16 protein-coding genes are annotated in these 18,570 nt (G+C 27.1%); 5 read left to right on the forward strand and 11 right to left on the reverse strand.

What is annotated here, in order from left to right; translation table 11 throughout:
* Nucleotides 1-56: 56 nt before the first annotated feature.
* Both AC4FQV_RS10025 and AC4FQV_RS10030 read right to left on the reverse strand, forming a co-directional pair.
* Nucleotides 57-464, reverse strand: coding sequence for a hypothetical protein (locus AC4FQV_RS10025; RefSeq protein WP_491140229.1), 408 nt, complete (start codon nucleotides 462-464; stop codon nucleotides 57-59).
* Nucleotides 465-576: 112 nt separating this feature from the next.
* Entirely contained in the window at nucleotides 577-1,749 is a 1,173-nt protein-coding gene (locus AC4FQV_RS10030; RefSeq protein WP_491140230.1) for a hypothetical protein, read from the reverse strand.
* A 446-nt stretch (nucleotides 1,750-2,195) separates the two neighbouring features.
* Here AC4FQV_RS10030 and AC4FQV_RS10035 point away from each other — a divergent pair, with 446 nt between their 5' ends.
* Nucleotides 2,196-3,149 carry an L-lactate dehydrogenase gene (locus AC4FQV_RS10035; protein ID WP_491140231.1) on the forward strand — a complete coding sequence of 318 codons (954 nt, stop codon included), beginning with the start codon at nucleotides 2,196-2,198 and terminating at the stop codon, nucleotides 3,147-3,149.
* A 316-nt stretch (nucleotides 3,150-3,465) separates the two neighbouring features.
* Complete coding sequence (locus tag AC4FQV_RS10040; RefSeq protein WP_491165427.1) at nucleotides 3,466-4,080, forward strand: DedA family protein; 615 nt, start codon at nucleotides 3,466-3,468, stop codon at nucleotides 4,078-4,080.
* Between the two features lie 77 nt (nucleotides 4,081-4,157).
* Here the strand turns inward: AC4FQV_RS10040 and AC4FQV_RS10045 are convergent, their stop codons facing one another.
* The 4 genes from AC4FQV_RS10045 to AC4FQV_RS10060 all read right to left on the reverse strand — a co-directional run bounded on the left by AC4FQV_RS10045 (nucleotide 4,158) and on the right by AC4FQV_RS10060 (nucleotide 9,359).
* On the reverse strand, nucleotides 4,158-4,430 hold the full coding sequence (locus AC4FQV_RS10045; RefSeq protein ID WP_491140235.1) for a hypothetical protein: 273 nt from the start codon (nucleotides 4,428-4,430) through the stop codon (nucleotides 4,158-4,160).
* A gap of 265 nt (nucleotides 4,431-4,695) precedes the next feature.
* Nucleotides 4,696-6,129, reverse strand: a complete 1,434-nt coding sequence (locus tag AC4FQV_RS10050; protein ID WP_491140236.1) for an MFS transporter — start codon at nucleotides 6,127-6,129, stop codon at nucleotides 4,696-4,698.
* Nucleotides 6,130-6,453: 324 nt separating this feature from the next.
* Nucleotides 6,454-8,202 (reverse strand): dihydroxyacetone kinase subunit DhaK, encoded by a 1,749-nt coding sequence (gene dhaK / locus AC4FQV_RS10055; protein ID WP_491165428.1) that lies wholly within the window; start codon nucleotides 8,200-8,202, stop codon nucleotides 6,454-6,456.
* Nucleotides 8,203-8,228: 26 nt separating this feature from the next.
* Nucleotides 8,229-9,359: a glycerol dehydrogenase gene (locus tag AC4FQV_RS10060; RefSeq protein WP_491165429.1), complete on the reverse strand. Its 1,131-nt coding sequence runs from the start codon at nucleotides 9,357-9,359 to the stop codon at nucleotides 8,229-8,231.
* A 556-nt stretch (nucleotides 9,360-9,915) separates the two neighbouring features.
* On the opposite strand from AC4FQV_RS10060, the gene AC4FQV_RS10065 reads away from it, so the two are divergent.
* From AC4FQV_RS10065 to AC4FQV_RS10075, 3 genes are all read left to right on the forward strand, one after another.
* Nucleotides 9,916-10,275: a DsrE family protein gene (locus tag AC4FQV_RS10065; RefSeq protein ID WP_491140242.1), complete on the forward strand. Its 360-nt coding sequence runs from the start codon at nucleotides 9,916-9,918 to the stop codon at nucleotides 10,273-10,275.
* Nucleotides 10,276-10,474: 199 nt separating this feature from the next.
* On the forward strand, nucleotides 10,475-10,843 hold the full coding sequence (locus AC4FQV_RS10070) for a hypothetical protein (protein ID WP_491140243.1): 369 nt from the start codon (nucleotides 10,475-10,477) through the stop codon (nucleotides 10,841-10,843).
* A 487-nt stretch (nucleotides 10,844-11,330) separates the two neighbouring features.
* Complete coding sequence (locus AC4FQV_RS10075; RefSeq protein ID WP_491140244.1) at nucleotides 11,331-12,098, forward strand: DeoR/GlpR family DNA-binding transcription regulator; 768 nt, start codon at nucleotides 11,331-11,333, stop codon at nucleotides 12,096-12,098.
* 291 nt (nucleotides 12,099-12,389) lie between these two features.
* Here AC4FQV_RS10075 and AC4FQV_RS10080 read toward each other — a convergent pair whose 3' ends face one another.
* The 5 genes from AC4FQV_RS10080 to fusA form a co-directional block, all read right to left on the reverse strand.
* Complete coding sequence (locus AC4FQV_RS10080) at nucleotides 12,390-13,004, reverse strand: histidine phosphatase family protein (protein ID WP_491140245.1); 615 nt, start codon at nucleotides 13,002-13,004, stop codon at nucleotides 12,390-12,392.
* Nucleotides 13,005-13,184: 180 nt separating this feature from the next.
* Nucleotides 13,185-13,727, reverse strand: a complete 543-nt coding sequence (locus AC4FQV_RS10085; protein ID WP_491140247.1) for an NADH peroxidase — start codon at nucleotides 13,725-13,727, stop codon at nucleotides 13,185-13,187.
* Nucleotides 13,728-14,152: 425 nt separating this feature from the next.
* Nucleotides 14,153-15,100: an ROK family protein gene (locus AC4FQV_RS10090; protein WP_491140248.1), complete on the reverse strand. Its 948-nt coding sequence runs from the start codon at nucleotides 15,098-15,100 to the stop codon at nucleotides 14,153-14,155.
* 254 nt (nucleotides 15,101-15,354) lie between these two features.
* Nucleotides 15,355-15,591: a hypothetical protein gene (locus tag AC4FQV_RS10095; protein ID WP_491140250.1), complete on the reverse strand. Its 237-nt coding sequence runs from the start codon at nucleotides 15,589-15,591 to the stop codon at nucleotides 15,355-15,357.
* 261 nt (nucleotides 15,592-15,852) lie between these two features.
* The gene (gene fusA / locus AC4FQV_RS10100) at nucleotides 15,853-17,943 is read right to left on the reverse strand and encodes an elongation factor G (RefSeq protein WP_491165430.1); all 2,091 of its coding nucleotides are present in this window, start codon (nucleotides 17,941-17,943) and stop codon (nucleotides 15,853-15,855) included.
* Nucleotides 17,944-18,570: the final 627 nt, after the last annotated feature.

Consider the following 18,570-nt stretch of genomic DNA (forward strand, 5'->3'; position numbering starts at 1 on the left):
AAAAAAATAAAGATTTAAATCTCTAATTATCTATAGTTATAAGGATAAAACTTTCTTTAATTAAAAAGTAAACTATCTATAGCCTCCTTAACTTCCTTTTTTAAATTCCAAACAAAACAAGGTTCTCCCTTTTCATCCTTTGTATTCATTCCATCTAACATAATAAACCAATATCTAAATTTATACTGAAAGCTACCAATATCATTTTCACAAAAAGTATAATCTAATTCCTTAGCAATTCTTTTACACATATTTTGAATTCGCATATCAACATCACTAAACTCTAGTCCCTCTCCTATTAAAGCTCTCTTAATAGGTTTTCCATAATTAGAATATAAATCAAGTAGTATCTTCATGTCCTTTAACCCAACCAAATTACCATCTTTTAAAATACTAACCCATTGTTCTTTAGTAATAAAGTCATTTAAAACCTTTTCATCAAACTGACCTTTTTTATACTCCACCTAAATCACTCCAAAAAAAATATACTAAGATAAAAAATTCTCTTAGTATATTCATATTCTATTTAATATATCCTTATGTTTTTTTTAAGCTTAATTTACATAAAATTAAAAGCTATTTTTCATCTTTTAAAGACTTACTTAAGGGAGTAATTTCCTCAGAATCATCAAACTTTTCTAAACTTCTAAGTGTGCTTTTCATATAGGGATTTAAAACTCCTTCATATACCCTTTCAATATATCCATCCTTAACAAATACTAATCTATATACAGGTAATCCGTTATATAAACATAAATAAAAAATAGGCATGTTATCTTCTTTACTTATAAACACAACCTTACTTTCATTCTCCACTAAGTTCTTTAATTCCTCTGTGGTGCTACCTATTAAAATAAGTTTTTCTTTTTTTATCTCAGAATATAATGCTTGTCCGCCTCTTTGGATGTCCTGTTCCTCTTCAACTAACTCAACCTTCTCAAGGTTACTTGATAAAAATAAGTTATCTGCATCATAGGATGCAATGTTATTTCTATCATATTGAATTCTAAAAATACTTAAGGATAAAATAATTAAGGCTAAAGCTCCCCCCATATACTTTACTATATTAATCTTATTTTCAATAGTAAATTCTATAAGCCCTAGTAAAATAGCTATGTTTATCCATATACCTTCTTTTAAATTTAAAATTGAAAATATACAAATAAGCCCTCCTATAAAAAAGAGTAAAAGAGTAATAATCCGCTTATTGTTATTATCAAATTTATGTATAATTGAAGATATATACATAAGAACTATTAAAAATATAAGAGATACTATATAGGGTAAAAATCTCTTAAAACTTAATATACAAGTATATTTTCTTTCAATATTTTTAATTTCTGTATTTACCTTTTTATAAAGCTTAATTCTTTCATCCTGCTTTAAATCAAATCTATCTATGTACGGTCTAATATATGCCTCTAAATACCTGTTTTCATATTTTCCAAAATACATTGTATTTAGTGCCATAAGAGTTTCAACTTCTATATCTTTATTTTTAGAATACAACTCATAAATCTCATCAATAGAACTTTCATTATTTTCTATTTCATATCTAAAAAAATCATTATAATCCCTTCTAACTAACTCCCATATTAAATCTCTAGTTTCTTCAGGGTTTATCAAATTGCTAAAAGTAAATATACAAGAAAAGAGAATGATTAAAATCAGTACTAAATACCTATAAAATTTTACCTCACACTTTTTTTCAGCATCTTCATCAATCTTTCTCTTTTTAAAATTTATCAAAGATGCTCACTCCTTTTAAAATTTATAATTACCTTTATCTATTCAATTATATACTATTTTTCCCAAGATATCACTTTATAATTGCATATTATTATATTAATTATATAATAATTAAAAAGTTATATATAAAATTTAGAAAAAAGATGTTTTTTTAAGAAAATTATTTAATTTTATAACTTTTTCTTAAGTATTTTTAATAAAATTTCATTTCACATATATTTTCTATATAACATAATACCTATAACAAAATTCAACCTTCCCCCTTGAATAAATAAGTATTTAATTTGAAAAGCTAACTATGTATATTTTGAGAAAAATAATCCTTTATAGTTAATAACTCTAAAAAATAATATAAAAACTACTTGATAATAATAATTATCTATTATATAATATCTTTGTAATTCAGAGTGGTTAACTAGGAATTAGTTTAGGAGATGATAAATTATATGATAAGAGAAAAAACAAATAAAATCTCAATAATAGGTGCAGGTTTTGTAGGTTCTACAACAGCTTTTGCCTTAATGCAAGATGGATTAGCATCAGAAATAGTAATTGTTGATATAAATAAAGATAAGGCTCACGCTGAGGCTATGGACTTAGCACAAGGTGCTGCCTTTGTTAAATCTGTTGATATAAAAGCTGGGGACTATGAAGATACAAAAGACTCTGACATAGTAATAATAACAGCTGGAGTTGGACCAAAACCTGGCGAAACAAGATTAGATATTATAAACAAAAACCTAAAAATATTTAAAAGTATAGTACCTGAAGTAGTTAAATATAGTCCAAATTCTATACTTTTAGTAGTTTCAAATCCAGTTGATATTTTAACTTACATAACTTACAAGCTTTCTGGATTTCCAAAGGAGCGTGTCTTAGGTTCTGGAACTGTTTTAGATACTTCAAGACTAAAATATATGCTTTCAGAACACTTTAAAATAGATGCTAGAAATGTTCACACATATATAATTGGTGAGCATGGAGATTCAGAAATAACAGCTTGGAGTTTAACAAACATTGCAGGAGCTAATGTAGAAGAATACTGCAAAACAGTTTGTGATAACTGTGATGGCTCCTTCAAAAAAGACCTCCCAGAAAAAGTTAAAAATGCTGCCTACGAAATAATAAACAGTAAAGGATATACTAACTATGCCGTGGCCCTTTCTGTTACAAGGATAGTAGAAGCCATTCTTCGTGACGAGAATGCTATTTTAACTGTTTCTTCTCTATTTGAAGGTCAGTATGGAATTGATAATGTTTATTTAGCAATGCCTACAATAATCGATAGATGTGGAGCTAGACAAATTCTAGATGTCCCTATATCAAAAGAAGAAAAAGAAAACCTTATAAAATCAGCCGAAATTTTAAAAGGTCATATAGCTAATTCAGAATTAGCTTAAAAAAATATACTAAGTAGTCTTAAGTGCTACTTAGTATATTTTAAAATCATTGAAATTAATTAATATTCAAAGAAATTTGAATATTAATTAGCTTCAATGCTAATCAATTTATATTCCTTAATTTATACATACCCTTTTAATAACATAGGAACCTAAAGGAGAAATTTATTAAAAAAATTTTTTCCTTAGGTTCTTTTTTTGTATATTTTATTAAAATAAACATAAATTATTTACATTTTAATTTTATACTAAATTATTTACATTTTAATTTTGTTGATATAATTTATATAAGAATTTTATAGAATGGAGATTGTTTATGAATTACATACTTTTAATCAAAATGTTTATTCAAAAATATGGTGCCATAAGTATATTTTGTACAAGCACCTTAGAATATCTAGCTCTTCCCATTCCAAGTGAAGTTATACTCCCCTTTGTTGGAGCTATAGCTAAAAGTAACAACCAAAATATATACTTTTTAACACTTGTATGTGTTCTTGGAGGGACACTAGGTTCTTTAATAATGTTTTTATTAGGAAAGTACATACTTAAAAATCTTCTTGAAAAATTAAGAAAAAAACATGCCAAATTAGATGAATCCCTAGGAAAAGCAGAAAAATTACTTTTTAAATATAGATATATTGGAGTATTCATTTCTAGAACAGTTCCTTTAGCTAGAACCTTTACCTCAATAGTAGCTGGTATTATAGGAATGAAATTAGATAGATTCTTATTTTTCTCTGCCTTAGGAATGACTATATGGGATTTTACCCTTATTAAACTTGGAACAATTTACGCTAAAAACTATCAAGCCATAGATGCTATGTTTAAAAAATACTCAATAATAATAGTTGTGGTTTTATTAATAGCGCTTTTAATATATTTAGCATTTAAACATTATGAAAAAAGAAAAAAAGAGAGAATAAACTAAATAAAAAAATAAAAAGACTGTATGTAATTATTTAATATACATACAGTCCCTCTATTTTAAAGCGTAAATACTTTTTATTATTCTCTTGATTCTATATCAGCTTTTAATTCTTTTGCAAATTCTTTTGCATTTTCAGCTTCTTCTTTGATTTCTCTGTCTATTTCTTTATTGATAGCTTTTCCTAATCTTTCAGCTTCTTTTTCATCTTCTTTATATTCCTTGCTATCTTCGTCAAGAACCTTTACATCTTCTTCTAATTTATTAATCATATGAGCTTTTATTTCTTCTACGCAAGACTCTTCTATATCAGCCATAACTTCATTTTTTAATTCTTCAACTTTTTTACTCATTTTATAACCCTCCTAAAAACAAATATAATTAATCAATTTCTTATTAATTCATATTAATACTTCTTACAGCTTGATTATAGCACTCCTAAAATAAGAAATAAATACTTCTTAGTAATAATTGTTATTTCGTCAATTTTAACCCTATTTCCTTAAAATTTATCACTATTTTCTAAAAAAAATTGAAAATTTTTAACTGTACTATTTATTTTTTTAAAATTTAGATTTCCAAATTTCTAGAATAAGAGTATAATTTTAAAAATTTATTTTATATATCCTTCTTTTTATATCTTATAAAGGCTACAAAAGTTGCAATTAAACACATTATTGTAGCTGAAAAAAATACACAATCTAATCCATATAAGAAAGCACTCTCTTGTCCTTGCACATAATTTGAAACCCTATAGCCTAATTTATAACTCATCCTTCCATACAATATAGTTGTAGCAAAAGTAAAACCATAAGCCATGGCTAAGTTAGATACTAAAGAATTTACACTTCCTGCTATGCCTAGTCTATTTTTAGGTATCTTTTCCATAACTAAAGCATTATTTGTTGACTTAAATATACCATTTCCAACACCCATAACAGCACAACAAATACCTAAATAAATTAAGGTACTATTTATATTTATTCTTCCCATGAAAAATAGAGCAATAGTTAACATAGATACTCCTATTAAGGAAATTAATCTTCCATTAAATCTATCTGCAAGAGAACCACTTAAAGGTGCAACTAAAGATAAACATAAAGGATATATCATTAAAAATAACCCTGCATATAAAGAACTCATTTGTAGTGCTTGTTCTAGATAAAGAGGAATAATAATATTCATACTACTTATAGCTAAAAATGATAAAGCAGAACAAGCTATACTTAAAGAAAATAACTTATTTTTGAATAAATTTAAATCTAACACAGGTGATTCAACAGTTTTTTCTAAATATATAAATAAACAAAGAGAAACTATAGCTATTATAAATCCTAAAATTATGTACTTATTTGTATATCCTAAGGATTCTCCCTTAGTTATGGATAACATACTAGATACTATAAAGATTGCAAAAACTATAGTACCCTTTATATCAATTTTTTCTTTTGAATTTGTCTCCATCTTAGGAAGATATATCATAGAAAGAATTAAAGCTACTATTCCAATAGGAACATTAATCCAAAAAATAAGATCCCATCTTATAGAAACCAAAATCCCTCCTAAAGCTGGTCCAATCATTACTCCCATAGCAACAGCACTTGCAGATAGCCCCATAGCTCTTCCTCTCTCTTTTTCATCAAAAAAAGCTGTTATTATTCCCATTCCAGTTGCCATTGCACAGGCTCCACCAACACCTTGTATAGCTCTAGAAACTATAAGAAGTGTTAAATCCTTTGATAAGCCACTAAATAAAGAGCCAATTGTAAAAATTAAAACTCCAGCCTTAAATACCTTACACTTACCTTTTATGTCTCCAATTCTTCCACATAGTAAAACCAGAGCTGATATTACCATAAGATATGTAGTTACAATCCATTGAGTATCTAATATTGGTCTTTTTAAGTCATAAGAAATTGTAGGTAAGGCTACATTTACTATACTTCCGTCTATACAGGACATAAATGTCATAATTACAACACAAAACAATATAGCCCATTTATTATAGCTACCTTCCTTACTGTTTCCACTACTTTTAACTATAGCTTTCATACAACATAACTCCTTTCATAAGTTTAACTATATTATATCTCCTTTCATAAACTTTATTTTTAAGTTAAAAAATATGAAATTATTCAAAGCATAAAAAAATTATTATTAAATATAAAATTAATTAATATAAACATTATTTTAAATAAACATATAAAAAAATACTTTTAAAAAACAACTTATCTAATAAATTTATTAATCTAAAAAAATAAAGCAAAATAAAAAAAGAATGTATTAAGGGCAATTGTGAGATGCTTATTAAAACAAGTTTAATTCCTTAATACATTCTTTATACTATATAAATATTTATTTTTTACGTATATTTAATTATTTAATATCCTTTGAAATCTCAGTAAATATTACTCCTAATCCATAGGCTCCTGCATCTGGGTATCCAATACTTCTCTCTCCAACTGTACCTGCTCTACCCATACGAGCAACTATTTCCTCTGTTTTCTTAGCTCCTAAAACTGCTGCTTCTGCACCCTTTTTAAAGGCTTCTTTAAAGTTTAGTCCTTCCTTTGCACTTTCTATCCATGCATCTGCACAAGGTACTAAAGCATCTATTAATGTTTTATCACCAACTACAGCTCCTCTTCCAAAAGAACGTTCTCCAGTCTTTTGAATTCCAAGTACAGCAGCTTGCATCATTTCTGCAAAATCATTAACTGTTAACTCATCTTTACCTATAACATTTTTACTTGCCGCTCTAAAAGCTGAACCCCATATTGGTCCTGAAGCACCACCACAATGCTCCATTATAACTAATGAACAAGCATTTAAGAACTCTGATATATTTAAATTCTCTATATTTAATATGTCTTTCCATTCCTTTTTAAGTATTCTAAAACCTTTAGCAACACTCATTCCAAAATCTCCATCACCTGCATGAGAATCTAGTTCACAGAATGGAACTTCATTATCAATTATTACTTCACTCATCTTATCTAATATATAAATCATATTTTTAAGTGAAATCTTTTCATTTTTTATTTCCTTAAATTCTTCACAAGTTTCAACTTTATATGAAACCTTTCCTTCTTTTTCCTTAATTATAACCTCTTCATACTTAGGAACCTCTAAATGATTACAAACCTTTAAAGCTGGAGCATCACATTTATCTTTTATTAACTCTTTTAATTCTTCATCAAGCTTCATTATTGATAGTGAAGCCCCTGCCATATCTATACTTGTCATATAGTTACCAACAAAGTTTTTACAAGCCTTAATTCCTCTTTTGTTTAATTCTCTAAATACTGAATTATTTAATAAGTATAACTCTTGAAGTGGTGTAGCTCCAAAGCCATTTACAAGAACAACTACTTCCTCACCATTACACTCTAATTCATTTATAAGTTGATTAACCATTCTTTCAGCTAATTCATCTGCTGTAGCTATCTTTTCTCTACGAATACCAGGTTCTCCATGTATTCCAACTCCATACTCCATCTCATCCTCACCTAGTTCAAAAGTTGGAGTTCCTTTAGCTGGAACAGTACAAGATGTAAAAGCAAATCCTATACTCTTTACATTTTTTGCAGCTTTTTCAGCTACTCTCTTAACTTCCTCTAAGCTATTTCCTCTTTCAGCAGAAGCTCCCGCTACTTTATGTACTAAAACAGTTCCAGCAACACCTCTACGTCCTACAGTATAAAGACTATCCTCAACAGCAATATCATCATCAACCTTTATATAATCAACCTTTATTCCATCTTCTGTAGCAAGGTGAGCTCCATTTTTAAAGTTCATCATATCTCCACTATAGTTCTTTATTATAAGAAGTGTACCCTTGTTACTCTCAGCTGACTTTATTCCTTGATAAATTTGTATTTGTGAAGGTGATGCAAAAACATCTCCACATACAGCCACATCTAACATACCTTTTCCTATAAATCCTGCATGAGCTGGCTCATGACCACTTCCACCACCACTTATAAGTGTTACCTTATCTTTGTTTATATTTCTTTTTTTAACAATCTTATACTTGCTTAAAAATTCTAACTCTGGGTGTGCCATAACCATTCCATTGCACATTTCTCTAACTAGTGTTTCTGCTGAATTCATTATTTTTTTCATTTTAAAATTCTCCCTTGCTACTAAAATTATCTTCTATTTTTATAGTCTTTACCTATCTTATCCGCTAATTTAATTGCTGATACTACTTCTGAAACCTCTATTCCAAATGGCATTGAGTAAATTGATTCTTCTTCTATACAAGCCTTTTTAGCAACTTCAAATAATTCTTCCTCTGAAACCTCTGTAACTCCTATATCTTCAAGACATACAGGAAGTCCTATTTCTAAACAAAAATCTAAAACTTCATATAACTCTTTCTTTGGAGCATTTTCAAGAACTAATTGAGCAATTGTTCCAAAAGCAACCTTTTCTCCATGGAAATATCCATGTGTACCTTCTAATATTGTTAATCCATCATGTATAGCATGAGCAGCAGCTAATCCACCACTTTCAAAACCTAAACCTGATAATAATATATTTGTCTCTACTATATTCTCTAAGGATTTAGTAACACAATTACAATCACAAGCATCCTTAGCTTTCTTTCCGTCCTCTAATAATGTTTCATAACAAAGTTTAGCAAGTGCTAAAGAAGCATTTGTTCCTATAGCTTCTCTACATTTTCCTTCTCTTACTCCACATGGTAAACCTGCATTTACCTTAGTAAAAGAACTTGAAGTTGCTCTTGCTTCAAAATAAGTTGATAAAGCATCTCCCATACCAGCTACTAAGAAACGAGTTGGTGCCTTTGCTATAACATCAGTATCTACTAAGACAACACTTGGACTTGCTTTGAAATATGCATAATCATCAAAAGCTCCATCCTCTGTGTATAAAACTGCTGAATGACTAGTTGGTGCATCTGTAGCTGCTATTGTTGGAACTACTATAAGCTTTTCTCCTTCAGCAACACACTTAGCTGTATCTAAAGCTTTTCCTCCACCAAGTCCTACTGTACAATCACAATTCATTTCCTTTGCAAGATTTTGAAGTCTCTTAACTTCCTGTCTTGAGCATTCTCCCTTAAATCCACCTTCTACAAAGCTTATATTAAATTTCTCTGCTGTTTTATCTAATTTATCTTTAACTCTTTTTATATCCTCTGGATGTGCTATTAAAAGTGCTGATTTTCCATAAGTCTCTACAAAATATCCTAAATTAAGTAATTCATTTTCCCCTTGAACATATTTTGTTGGGCATATAAAAGCCTTTCTCATAAAATCATCTCCTCAATTAAAATCTTTACTAAATCTTATGATGCTATTATAAACCTCTATGGAAACTATTACATTGAAGTTTATTGATATAATATTGGACAATATAAACCTCTTGCAATAGTTTACATAATTTTATAGGACTTTTAAAACCTTTATAGAAATAAAACTCAATAAAGTACAATTTTCATTGCTTTTTGTCAATTATACTAAAAATACACATATTTAAGTTTTAAATACAATTTATTGAAAAGTAGAAATTTAATTTTAATATAAATATAAAAATTATTAAAATAATCCTTTAATTTTAAAAATATTATTTTTTAGTTAATTTGATTATTTTTTATTAAAGTAATATATTAAAGACAAGGTTGTTGATGTTATAAATTTTGTTCAAAGTATTGTTTAAATTCGCTTAGTAAATTTAGACTAAAACAATCTATTTACTAAGAAGTAGTACACTTCTGTAAGTGGTTATAGAACAAAGAGCTAACATCAACAACTTTAAATAAAATTTAATATGATATAACATCTTAAAATAATTAATGTGATTTTGGAAGTGATTAGTTTGAAAATTATATTTCATATTGATGAACCAAATAAATGGCCTATGGTCTTGGAAAATTTAAAAAATATATTAAACAACGCTAAAGAAAATAATAAAAAGTACGAATTAGAAGTGCTAGCAAATTCTATGGCAGTTTTTCAGTTAACAGAATTAATCGCTAGAAATACTCATCTTTTAGATCAAATTATTGATAAAGCTGAACAAGGAGTAGTTTTTGCAGTATGTAACAACTCTCTTGATAAGTTCAATATAGCAAAAGATGAATTATTTTCTTTCTGTAGAGTAGTTCCAGCTGGAATACTTGAACTTGCTGAAAAACAATCAGAAGGATATTTATATATCAAGCCATAAAATTTAACATAACTCACTACCCTTTAAAATTTTCTTAAAATCTATGTCCAAAGACATAGATTTTTTTATGTAATTATTAAAAATTTTTTAACATTAAACTAAATGTACTTATAGAAAGTTTTAAATATTTTAAATAAAATCATAATTTTTTTGTTATATAATGTACTTATAAGATGTTTTGTTTTGGAGGTATCATACAATGAGCTTAAAAGAAAAAATCAAAGAAATGGAAATAAAGCACGAACTTAAAAAAGAAGAAAGATTAGAAGAAAAATTAAAAGACAACGTAGGAAAACTTGTAAATGATGAAATAGAAGAAAGTGAAAAAGAAGAAAGAAGAAATGAAAAAGATTTTGCTAAAGAATTAAAAAAGCAAATGAAAGAAGAAGCTAAAGAAGAAGAAAGAAAAGAAAAAGAAAAAGAAAAAGAAGCTAAAAAAGCTGCTAAAGAAGAAGCTAAAGAAGAAAAAGAAAAAGAAAGAGAAGCTAAAAAAGAAGCTAAAGAGCAAGCTAAAGAAGCTAAAAAGGAAGCAAAAGAAGAAGCTAAACAAGAAAAAGAAAATAACTAATAATTTTTAGTCTATATAGTACATAATTTAGTTTTTTAAATAAATAAAGTTAATATTCAAAGTTAATATTCTTCAAATAAAGTAGCTAATTTTTAGCTACTTTATTTTTATATAAATAAAAAAATAATTGCTTTAAAATCTGAATTGTCATATCAAATTCTATAATATACTCATAATGTATTAATAAAATAACCAAAATTTACTCAAATAAATAAGCTTAATCCTTTCATTTATTAAAAATTTAATTTATAATTAAATAACAAAATATAACAAAAAGAAAGGAGATGAAGACTTGTTGCAGTAGGTATTCGCTGTAAGAGATATAGTTTAATCCTTATAATATTTTAACTTACATATGAATTAATCCATTGCTTATACTATAAAAATATAAGTCTAAGGTCTTCGTATACCTTGTAAAGTTCATATTATTTAGATTAAATTTATAGTAATTAATTAAACTTAAAATTTACGAGCAACAAAATTTCTTATGCGTTCAAAAAGAATAGAACTAGTAGAAGATTATATAATTAACAATAAAACAGTATCTATTGATAAACTCTGTGAAGTCTTTAATGTATCTAAAAATACTATAAGAAGAGATTTAAATGTTTTAGTTGATAAAGGTACTATAAAAAAAGTTTATGGAGGGGTTGTGGCTAATGATATTAAAAGCCCTGGCTCCTTTGATGAAAGAAGTAGTATAAATAGCAAGGCTAAGATTAATCTAGGAAAAATAGCCTCTGAATTTATAGAAGATGGAGATAGTATATTTTTAGATTCTGGTACAACTGTAGTTAATATTATTGATTTTTTAAAGGACAAGAAAGACATAACTATATTTACAAACAATGTTATAGCTTTATGTAAAGGAATTCAACTAGAAAACTTAAACATAGTTTGCTTATCTGGAATTTTAAATAGAAGAACTAAATCCTTTGTAGGACTTAATAGTCAAGATATCTTAAAAAACTATAATATAAATAAATGTTTCATATCCTGTAATGGAATATCTATAAAAAGAGGAGTAACTAATTCTAACAAAGAGGAAGTTAAGCTTAAAAAAATAGCTATTTCTAGAAGTGCTAAAGCTTTTCTTTTAGCTGATAGCTCAAAATTTGACCATGTATCCTTAATTACTTTTTGTGAACTTAATGATTTAGATTACATTATAACTGATTCTCTCCCTAGTGAAGAGTACATAGAATTTTTCAAAAACAATAATATAAAACTAAAAATATGCGAAAATGAAAAATAAAAAAATAGGGATAGAGATATCCCTATTTTAATGTGCTTTTATAATAGTATTTAAAGTGTAATTTCTTCTCCTTAATTATACAAAGGAAAAGTTATTTAAGTTTTCTTTTAAGACTTATTAATACTAGAGTTAAGGAGGTGCTCTTTTATGGCACCTCAATATTTAAAAATCTTATTTTAAGCTTAATATCTTCTTCCCAATAAAATGAAGAAAATAGATTAAATAATCCTAAGCTTAAAATTTAAGATTGTAGCACAAATTTCAATAATAATATGTGCAACTTTTAAATTTTTATTCATAATGGTCTATATTATTTAAATCTATTATTTCAAAATTCTTCCCATCCCATTGTACTTCATTATAACTTGCTTGATGAAATATGGGTTGTGATATGATTTCTTTTTCCTCAAACTGCTTTTTAAAATATGCTATTAAGTATCTTACACACATACCATGAGTAACTATTAATATGTCCTTATCTTCATTTTCTTTTATTATGTCATCAACAGCCTTAAAAAGTCTATCTGTAAACTCTTTTATATTTTCTCCTCCAAAACTTTCATATGAAAAAGGTCTATTAAATAAATTATCTAATTCATCTACATACTTTTCATTACTTTTTATCTCTTCTGTAGTCATTCCTTCCCATTCTCCAAAGCTTATTTCCTTTAATCCATAAACTTCTTCAACCTCTATATCTTTATCACCTTTTATTAAATATGCTGTTCTTTTAGCTCTCTTAATAGGACTTGTAAAAATTTTATCTACCTTAATATCCTTAAATCTATTTCCTAAAAGTTCAGCTCTCTTAACACCATTTTCAGTAAGTTCTGAATCCTTCCATCCTTGAAATCTATGTTCTAAATTCCATAAAGTTTCTCCATGTCTTGTAAAGTATATCTTCATTTAAAAACCTTCTCCCTTCTACTCCTCTTAAAACATTATAGTACCTTAAATAATTATATAACTTATCTTTAAATTTTTATAATAAAAGTTTTTAATAATAAGTAAAAAGAGATACCTTCTGGTATCTCTTTTTTAAGGAAGTAACTAAATTTATAATTTATAAAGCGTGTAATTTATATCTTATTTAAAGTATCTGTTTAATAATCCTTCGAAAGCTCTTCCGTGTCTAGCTTCGTCTTTACACATTTCGTGTACTGTGTCGTGGATTGCATCTAAGTTTAATTGTTTTGCTAATGTAGCTAAGTCTTTCTTACCTTGACATGCTCCATGCTCTGCATTTACTCTTGCTTGTAAGTTAGCCTTTGTATCAGCTTCTACAACTTCTCCTAACATTTCAGCAAATTTAGCAGCGTGCTCTGCTTCTTCGAAAGCTATTCTTTGATAAGCTTCTGCAACTTCTGGGAATCCTTCTCTATCAGCTTGTCTTGACATAGCTAAGTACATTCCTACTTCTGTACACTCTCCAACGAAGTTAGCTTGTAATCCTTCAATTACTCTTTCGTCAACACCTTTAGCAACACCGATTCTGTGCTCATCAGCAAAAGTTAATTCTCCACTTTGCTCTACGAATTTATCAGCTCCAACACCACATACTGGGCATTTTTCTGGTGCTTTTTCTCCTTCATAAACATATCCACATACTGTACAAACAAATTTTTTCATAATTTATTCCTCCTACAAAACAAACAATTTATCTAATTTCAATTTATATTTCAATTTAAAAATTTCATTATTTATTATTGATGTATCTTCATCAACCTTATGTTATTATTATATAATAATAATTATTGTTTAGCAATAGTTATTTATAATTTTTCCTAAAAAATTATAAATATTTTCTAAGTGAAATTTAGAGACATTATATAAAAATATATAATGTCTCTATTAGAAATCACAATATGTGGTTATGACCTATATTTACCATTTTCAATATAGTTTTATCATAAAATAAACTTTTTTTCTAGTATTTAATTATTTTATTTTCTCTGTTTATAAATTTATAACATTTTATATAACCATTTTCTTATTTTTAAATAAAAAATAAAGTTAGAAGCTTTTAACTTCTAACTTATTTATATAAATTTTAATTATTTACACTCTAATAAAGCTAAGGCTACAGCACCTATAACACCTGCATCAGTTCCTAATCCAGCAGGTACTATTTTGCAATGTTCACTCATTGCTTTAAAGCATCTTTCATTAACAACATCTTGAACTGTTTCAAAAACAACATCTCCAGCCTTTGAAACACCGCCACCTATAACAACCATATCTGGGTCAAAGGTTGCTATTGCATTTGCGACACCAATTCCTAAGTAATTTAAAGCTTCACTTATTATTGATTTTGCAACTCTATCGCCTTTATTAGCTTCAACAAAAACTTCATATGAAGTTACATTGTCATAATTTTTTAAACTTGTTTCTACATTTGTAGCAACAGCTTCTCTTCCTCTTTTTCCTATAGCTGTTCCTGAAGATACAGCTTCTAAACATCCCATATTACCACAGTTACATCTAACAGTTCCTGGTGCAACAGTTGTATGTCCAATTTCTAATGCATTTGAAGTACTTCCTCTGTATATTTTACCATTAAGGATTGCTCCTCCACCTACACCAGTACTTACAGTTATATAAATCATATTTTCAGTACCTTTTCCAGCACCTAGCATAAATTCTCCTATAGCTGCAACATTAGCATCATTATCTAAGTAAACAGGAATACCGAATTTAGCTTTTAATGGTGAAACTAAATCAAAGTTTTTAAAAGGTAAGTTTGGAGTAGTTATTATTATACCAGTTCTAGAATCTAAAGGTCCTGGTGATCCAATTCCTATTGCTTCTACTTCATCAATAGTTACTTTACCTTCACATATTACAGTTTCAACACAGCTAATTATTCTATCTAAAACTGCTTGCTCCCCTTCATGAGCATTAGTTGGAGTTGTATGTTGAGCTTTAACATTTCCTTCTAGATCAGCAAGAGCACAGCTAATTTTTGTTCCTCCTAGATCTATTCCAACAACGTAATTCTTCATTTAAAAAATCCTCCCCCATGTTCTTATGGTTTAATTCAACTATAAGTGTTTTCTTGATAAAATTACTCTTAGAACTCACCTTGTCAAATTAATGTATTATTGTATGACAACTAAAATTATAACTTATTAATAAATTTATTTAACACAAAGTAAATTATATCATAAATGTACTTACCTTTACATATTTAAAGTTCTACCATTTTTAAATTATATATTTTTACAATTATTTATATAAAAAATACTATTATTTTTGTTTATCCTATTTTTTTTGCATTAATATAATAGATTCCATCCTTATCGTATCCTTGATTTTTTATATTAAAATTATTATCTTTAAGCATTGAACAAATAATTCCTATATTATCCTCATCTAAAGAATACATGTATATCATAAATCTATCATAAACACCAACAATATTTATATAATCAAATATATTGCTATAATCACTTAAACCTATTTTCCCCTTTATATCCATTCTATAATTACACATTAATTACACCTCATTTAGTTAATATATAAAAGAATTTTATAAATAAAAAAACTGTTTTATATGATAAGTTTTAAATTTCATATTTTATATACAATTTATATTCTATTATAAAAAGTTTTATTCTATTTTTTACTTTTTTCTAAATTATTTCCTTAAATCAAGGTGATAATACCTACAATAATAATAATTTAACCACATTTTTTTCCTTGTATACATAAAAAGTACCATCTTTTTATTTTAAGATGGTACTTTAATATTTAATTAAGCTTCTTTAGCTTCCTTCATCTTTCTTGCCTCTTCGATTATTTTATCTACCTCTGTAGAAGGCACCTCTTCATATTTTTCAAACTCCATATCAAAACTTCCTCTGCCTTGTGTAATTGAACGTAGGTCTGTAGCATATTTAAACATCTCTGCTAAAGGAATATAAGCTACAACTTTCTCCTTACCTTCACAAGGTTCCATGCCCATTACTCTTCCTCTCTTTTTATTTATATCACTTATTATATCACCCATATATTCATCTGGAATTATTACCTCAACCTTCATTATAGGCTCTAATAATGTAGGCTTAGCATTTTCAATTCCTTTCTTATAGGCTAAAGAGGCTGCAACTTTAAAAGCCATTTCTGATGAATCTACAGGATGATATGAACCATCATGCAAGGTTGCTTTAATGCCTATAACTGGATAGCCAGCTAAAACTCCTTTTTTTAGACAATCTCTTAAGCCCTTTTCAACAGCTGGTATATAATTTCTAGGAACAACACCTCCAACAACCTTATCTACAAATTCTAAATCGCTTTCTCCATCTTTTCTAGGCTCAAATTTAATTTTTACATCTCCATATTGTCCATGTCCTCCTGATTGCTTTTTATGCTTTCCTTGGACATCTGAAATACCTTTAATTGTTTCTCTATAAGGAACCTTAGGCTCATTTAAAATTACATCAATTCCAAATTTATTTTTTAATTTACTAGCTAAAACTTCAATATGAGTTTCACCTATTCCTGAAATTAAAGTTTCTGCATTCTCTTTATCTCTAGAAACCTTAAAAGTTGGGTCTTCTTCTAAAAGCTTTGAAAGACCTTGAGATATTTTTTCTTCATCTCCCTTACTCTTTGGTAAAACAGCCATAGTCATAACAGCTTTAGGAAACTCAAAGGCTTCATATATTACTTTAAAATTACTTTCGCATAAAGTATCTCCTGTAGAAGTATATTGAAGTTTTGTAATAGCCCCTATATCACCTGTCCCTATTTTATCAGTTGGAATCTGTTTCTTCCCTCTTAAAAAACATAAGGAACTAACCTTTTCTATTTTATTATTTTTAGAATTTAATATTACTTTATCATTTTTTAATTCACCTGTTTGAACTTTAAAAATTGAAAGCTTTCCTACAAATGGGTCTGCTATAGTTTTAAAAATAAAAGCTGAAAATGGCATATTTTCATCTGCTTTAACTAACATATCTTCATTCTTATCATTTATAGCTACCTTAACTCTACTTTTATCTGGTGAAGGAAAATATCCTTTAATAGATTCTAGTAAACTATTCATTCCAACGGTAGTTAAAGAACTTCCACACATAACTGGTGCTATATCACCTTCTTCAAAACCTATAGAAAGTCCTTTATATATTTCATCCTTTGTTAATTCTCCCTCTGATAAATATTTATCTAATAAATCTTCATTAGTCTCAGCAACAGCTTCCATTAAAAAAGTTCTATATTCAACTACTTTATCTTGAAGTTCTTGAGGAATATCTATTTTTTTTATTTTATAAGTCTTTCTATCTAATTCATAAGCTTCATTAGTTATAAGATTTATAATACCTTTGAAATTTTTTTCTTTTCCAATAGGATATTGAGTTGCAATAGCCTTACTTCCAAAAATTTCTCTTATATTTTCTAAAACTTTATCAAAATCAGAATTCTCTCTATCTAACTTATTTATAAAGAAAGCTCTAGGCAACTTTTCTTTTTCACAACAGTCCCAAGCCTTTTCAGTTCCAACTTGAACTCCTGTAACGCCACAGACAGTAATTATTGCTGAATCAGAAGCTTTTATTCCTTCTATTTGTTCTCCAATAAAATCAAAATATCCAGGAGTATCTAATAAATTAACTTTAACTTTATCATATTCAAAAGGAATAATAGATAGTGATAATGAAATTTTTCTTTTCTTTTCTTCATTATCATAATCACTTATAGTATTTCCTTCTTCACAAGTACCTAATCTATCTGTAGTTTTTGTATAATAAAGTAATGCTTCTGATAAAGCAGTTTTACCAGAATCACTATGTCCTATAATGCCTATATTTCTTAAATTCTCAATTTTATACCCTTTCATAATTTCTGCTACAACTTTGATAATGTTTACATATCAAAATATAAGTAGCATTCACCACCTTTCTAGAAAATTAGTATTAGTAAATTTTTAATGTCTGCATATATTCCTATTGACTATAAAGTAATATACACCTTAAACTTTATTAAATCCCTTATGCAAAAACTAAATAAATTAACCTAAATTATTTTAAGTTAAAATTCTTAATTAAAAAATTAAGATAAATATAAACTCACTTTATACTCTTTTGATTTCTAAAAGTGCTTAAAATAGTATTTTAATATTTTTTTATAAAACATGTTAAAACTTATTATACCTAAATATATTCTTTTTATATAAAAATTATTATATAACTTTCTATATATATCCCTTTAAAGTACTTGTATAAATTAAATATATAATTATAATTATTTAAATAATTAACAACTATAATATAAATTTACAATTTCTTTATATTTTTATTATTCCACATAAATTTAAAAATTCCTTTTAAAATAAAAAAAAGAGTTATTAAAAAAGACATACATATCTTCTTTAATAACTCTTTTTAAAAAAATGGCTCCTCGGAGAGGACTCGAACCTCCAACCTATCGGTTAACAGCCGAGTGCTCCACCATTGAGCTACCGAGG

It is taken from the genome of Clostridium sp. TJA038, from assembly GCF_058310255.1.

Coding starts and splice junctions, on each gene's coding strand:
- AC4FQV_RS10080 (WP_491140245.1), bottom strand. CDS start 13,004: ATGAAGATATACTTTACAAGACATGGAGAAACTTTATGGAATTTAGAA.
- AC4FQV_RS10050 (WP_491140236.1), bottom strand. CDS start 6,129: ATGAAAGCTATAGTTAAAAGTAGTGGAAACAGTAAGGAAGGTAGCTAT.
- AC4FQV_RS10035 (WP_491140231.1), top strand. CDS start 2,196: ATGATAAGAGAAAAAACAAATAAAATCTCAATAATAGGTGCAGGTTTT.
- AC4FQV_RS10095 (WP_491140250.1), bottom strand. CDS start 15,591: ATGTGTAATTATAGAATGGATATAAAGGGGAAAATAGGTTTAAGTGAT.
- AC4FQV_RS10075 (WP_491140244.1), top strand. CDS start 11,331: ATGCGTTCAAAAAGAATAGAACTAGTAGAAGATTATATAATTAACAAT.
- AC4FQV_RS10090 (WP_491140248.1), bottom strand. CDS start 15,100: ATGAAGAATTACGTTGTTGGAATAGATCTAGGAGGAACAAAAATTAGC.
- fusA (WP_491165430.1), bottom strand. CDS start 17,943: ATGAAAGGGTATAAAATTGAGAATTTAAGAAATATAGGCATTATAGGA.
- AC4FQV_RS10040 (WP_491165427.1), top strand. CDS start 3,466: ATGAATTACATACTTTTAATCAAAATGTTTATTCAAAAATATGGTGCC.
- AC4FQV_RS10045 (WP_491140235.1), bottom strand. CDS start 4,430: ATGAGTAAAAAAGTTGAAGAATTAAAAAATGAAGTTATGGCTGATATA.
- AC4FQV_RS10070 (WP_491140243.1), top strand. CDS start 10,475: ATGAGCTTAAAAGAAAAAATCAAAGAAATGGAAATAAAGCACGAACTT.
- AC4FQV_RS10085 (WP_491140247.1), bottom strand. CDS start 13,727: ATGAAAAAATTTGTTTGTACAGTATGTGGATATGTTTATGAAGGAGAA.
- AC4FQV_RS10060 (WP_491165429.1), bottom strand. CDS start 9,359: ATGAGAAAGGCTTTTATATGCCCAACAAAATATGTTCAAGGGGAAAAT.
- dhaK (WP_491165428.1), bottom strand. CDS start 8,202: ATGAAAAAAATAATGAATTCAGCAGAAACACTAGTTAGAGAAATGTGC.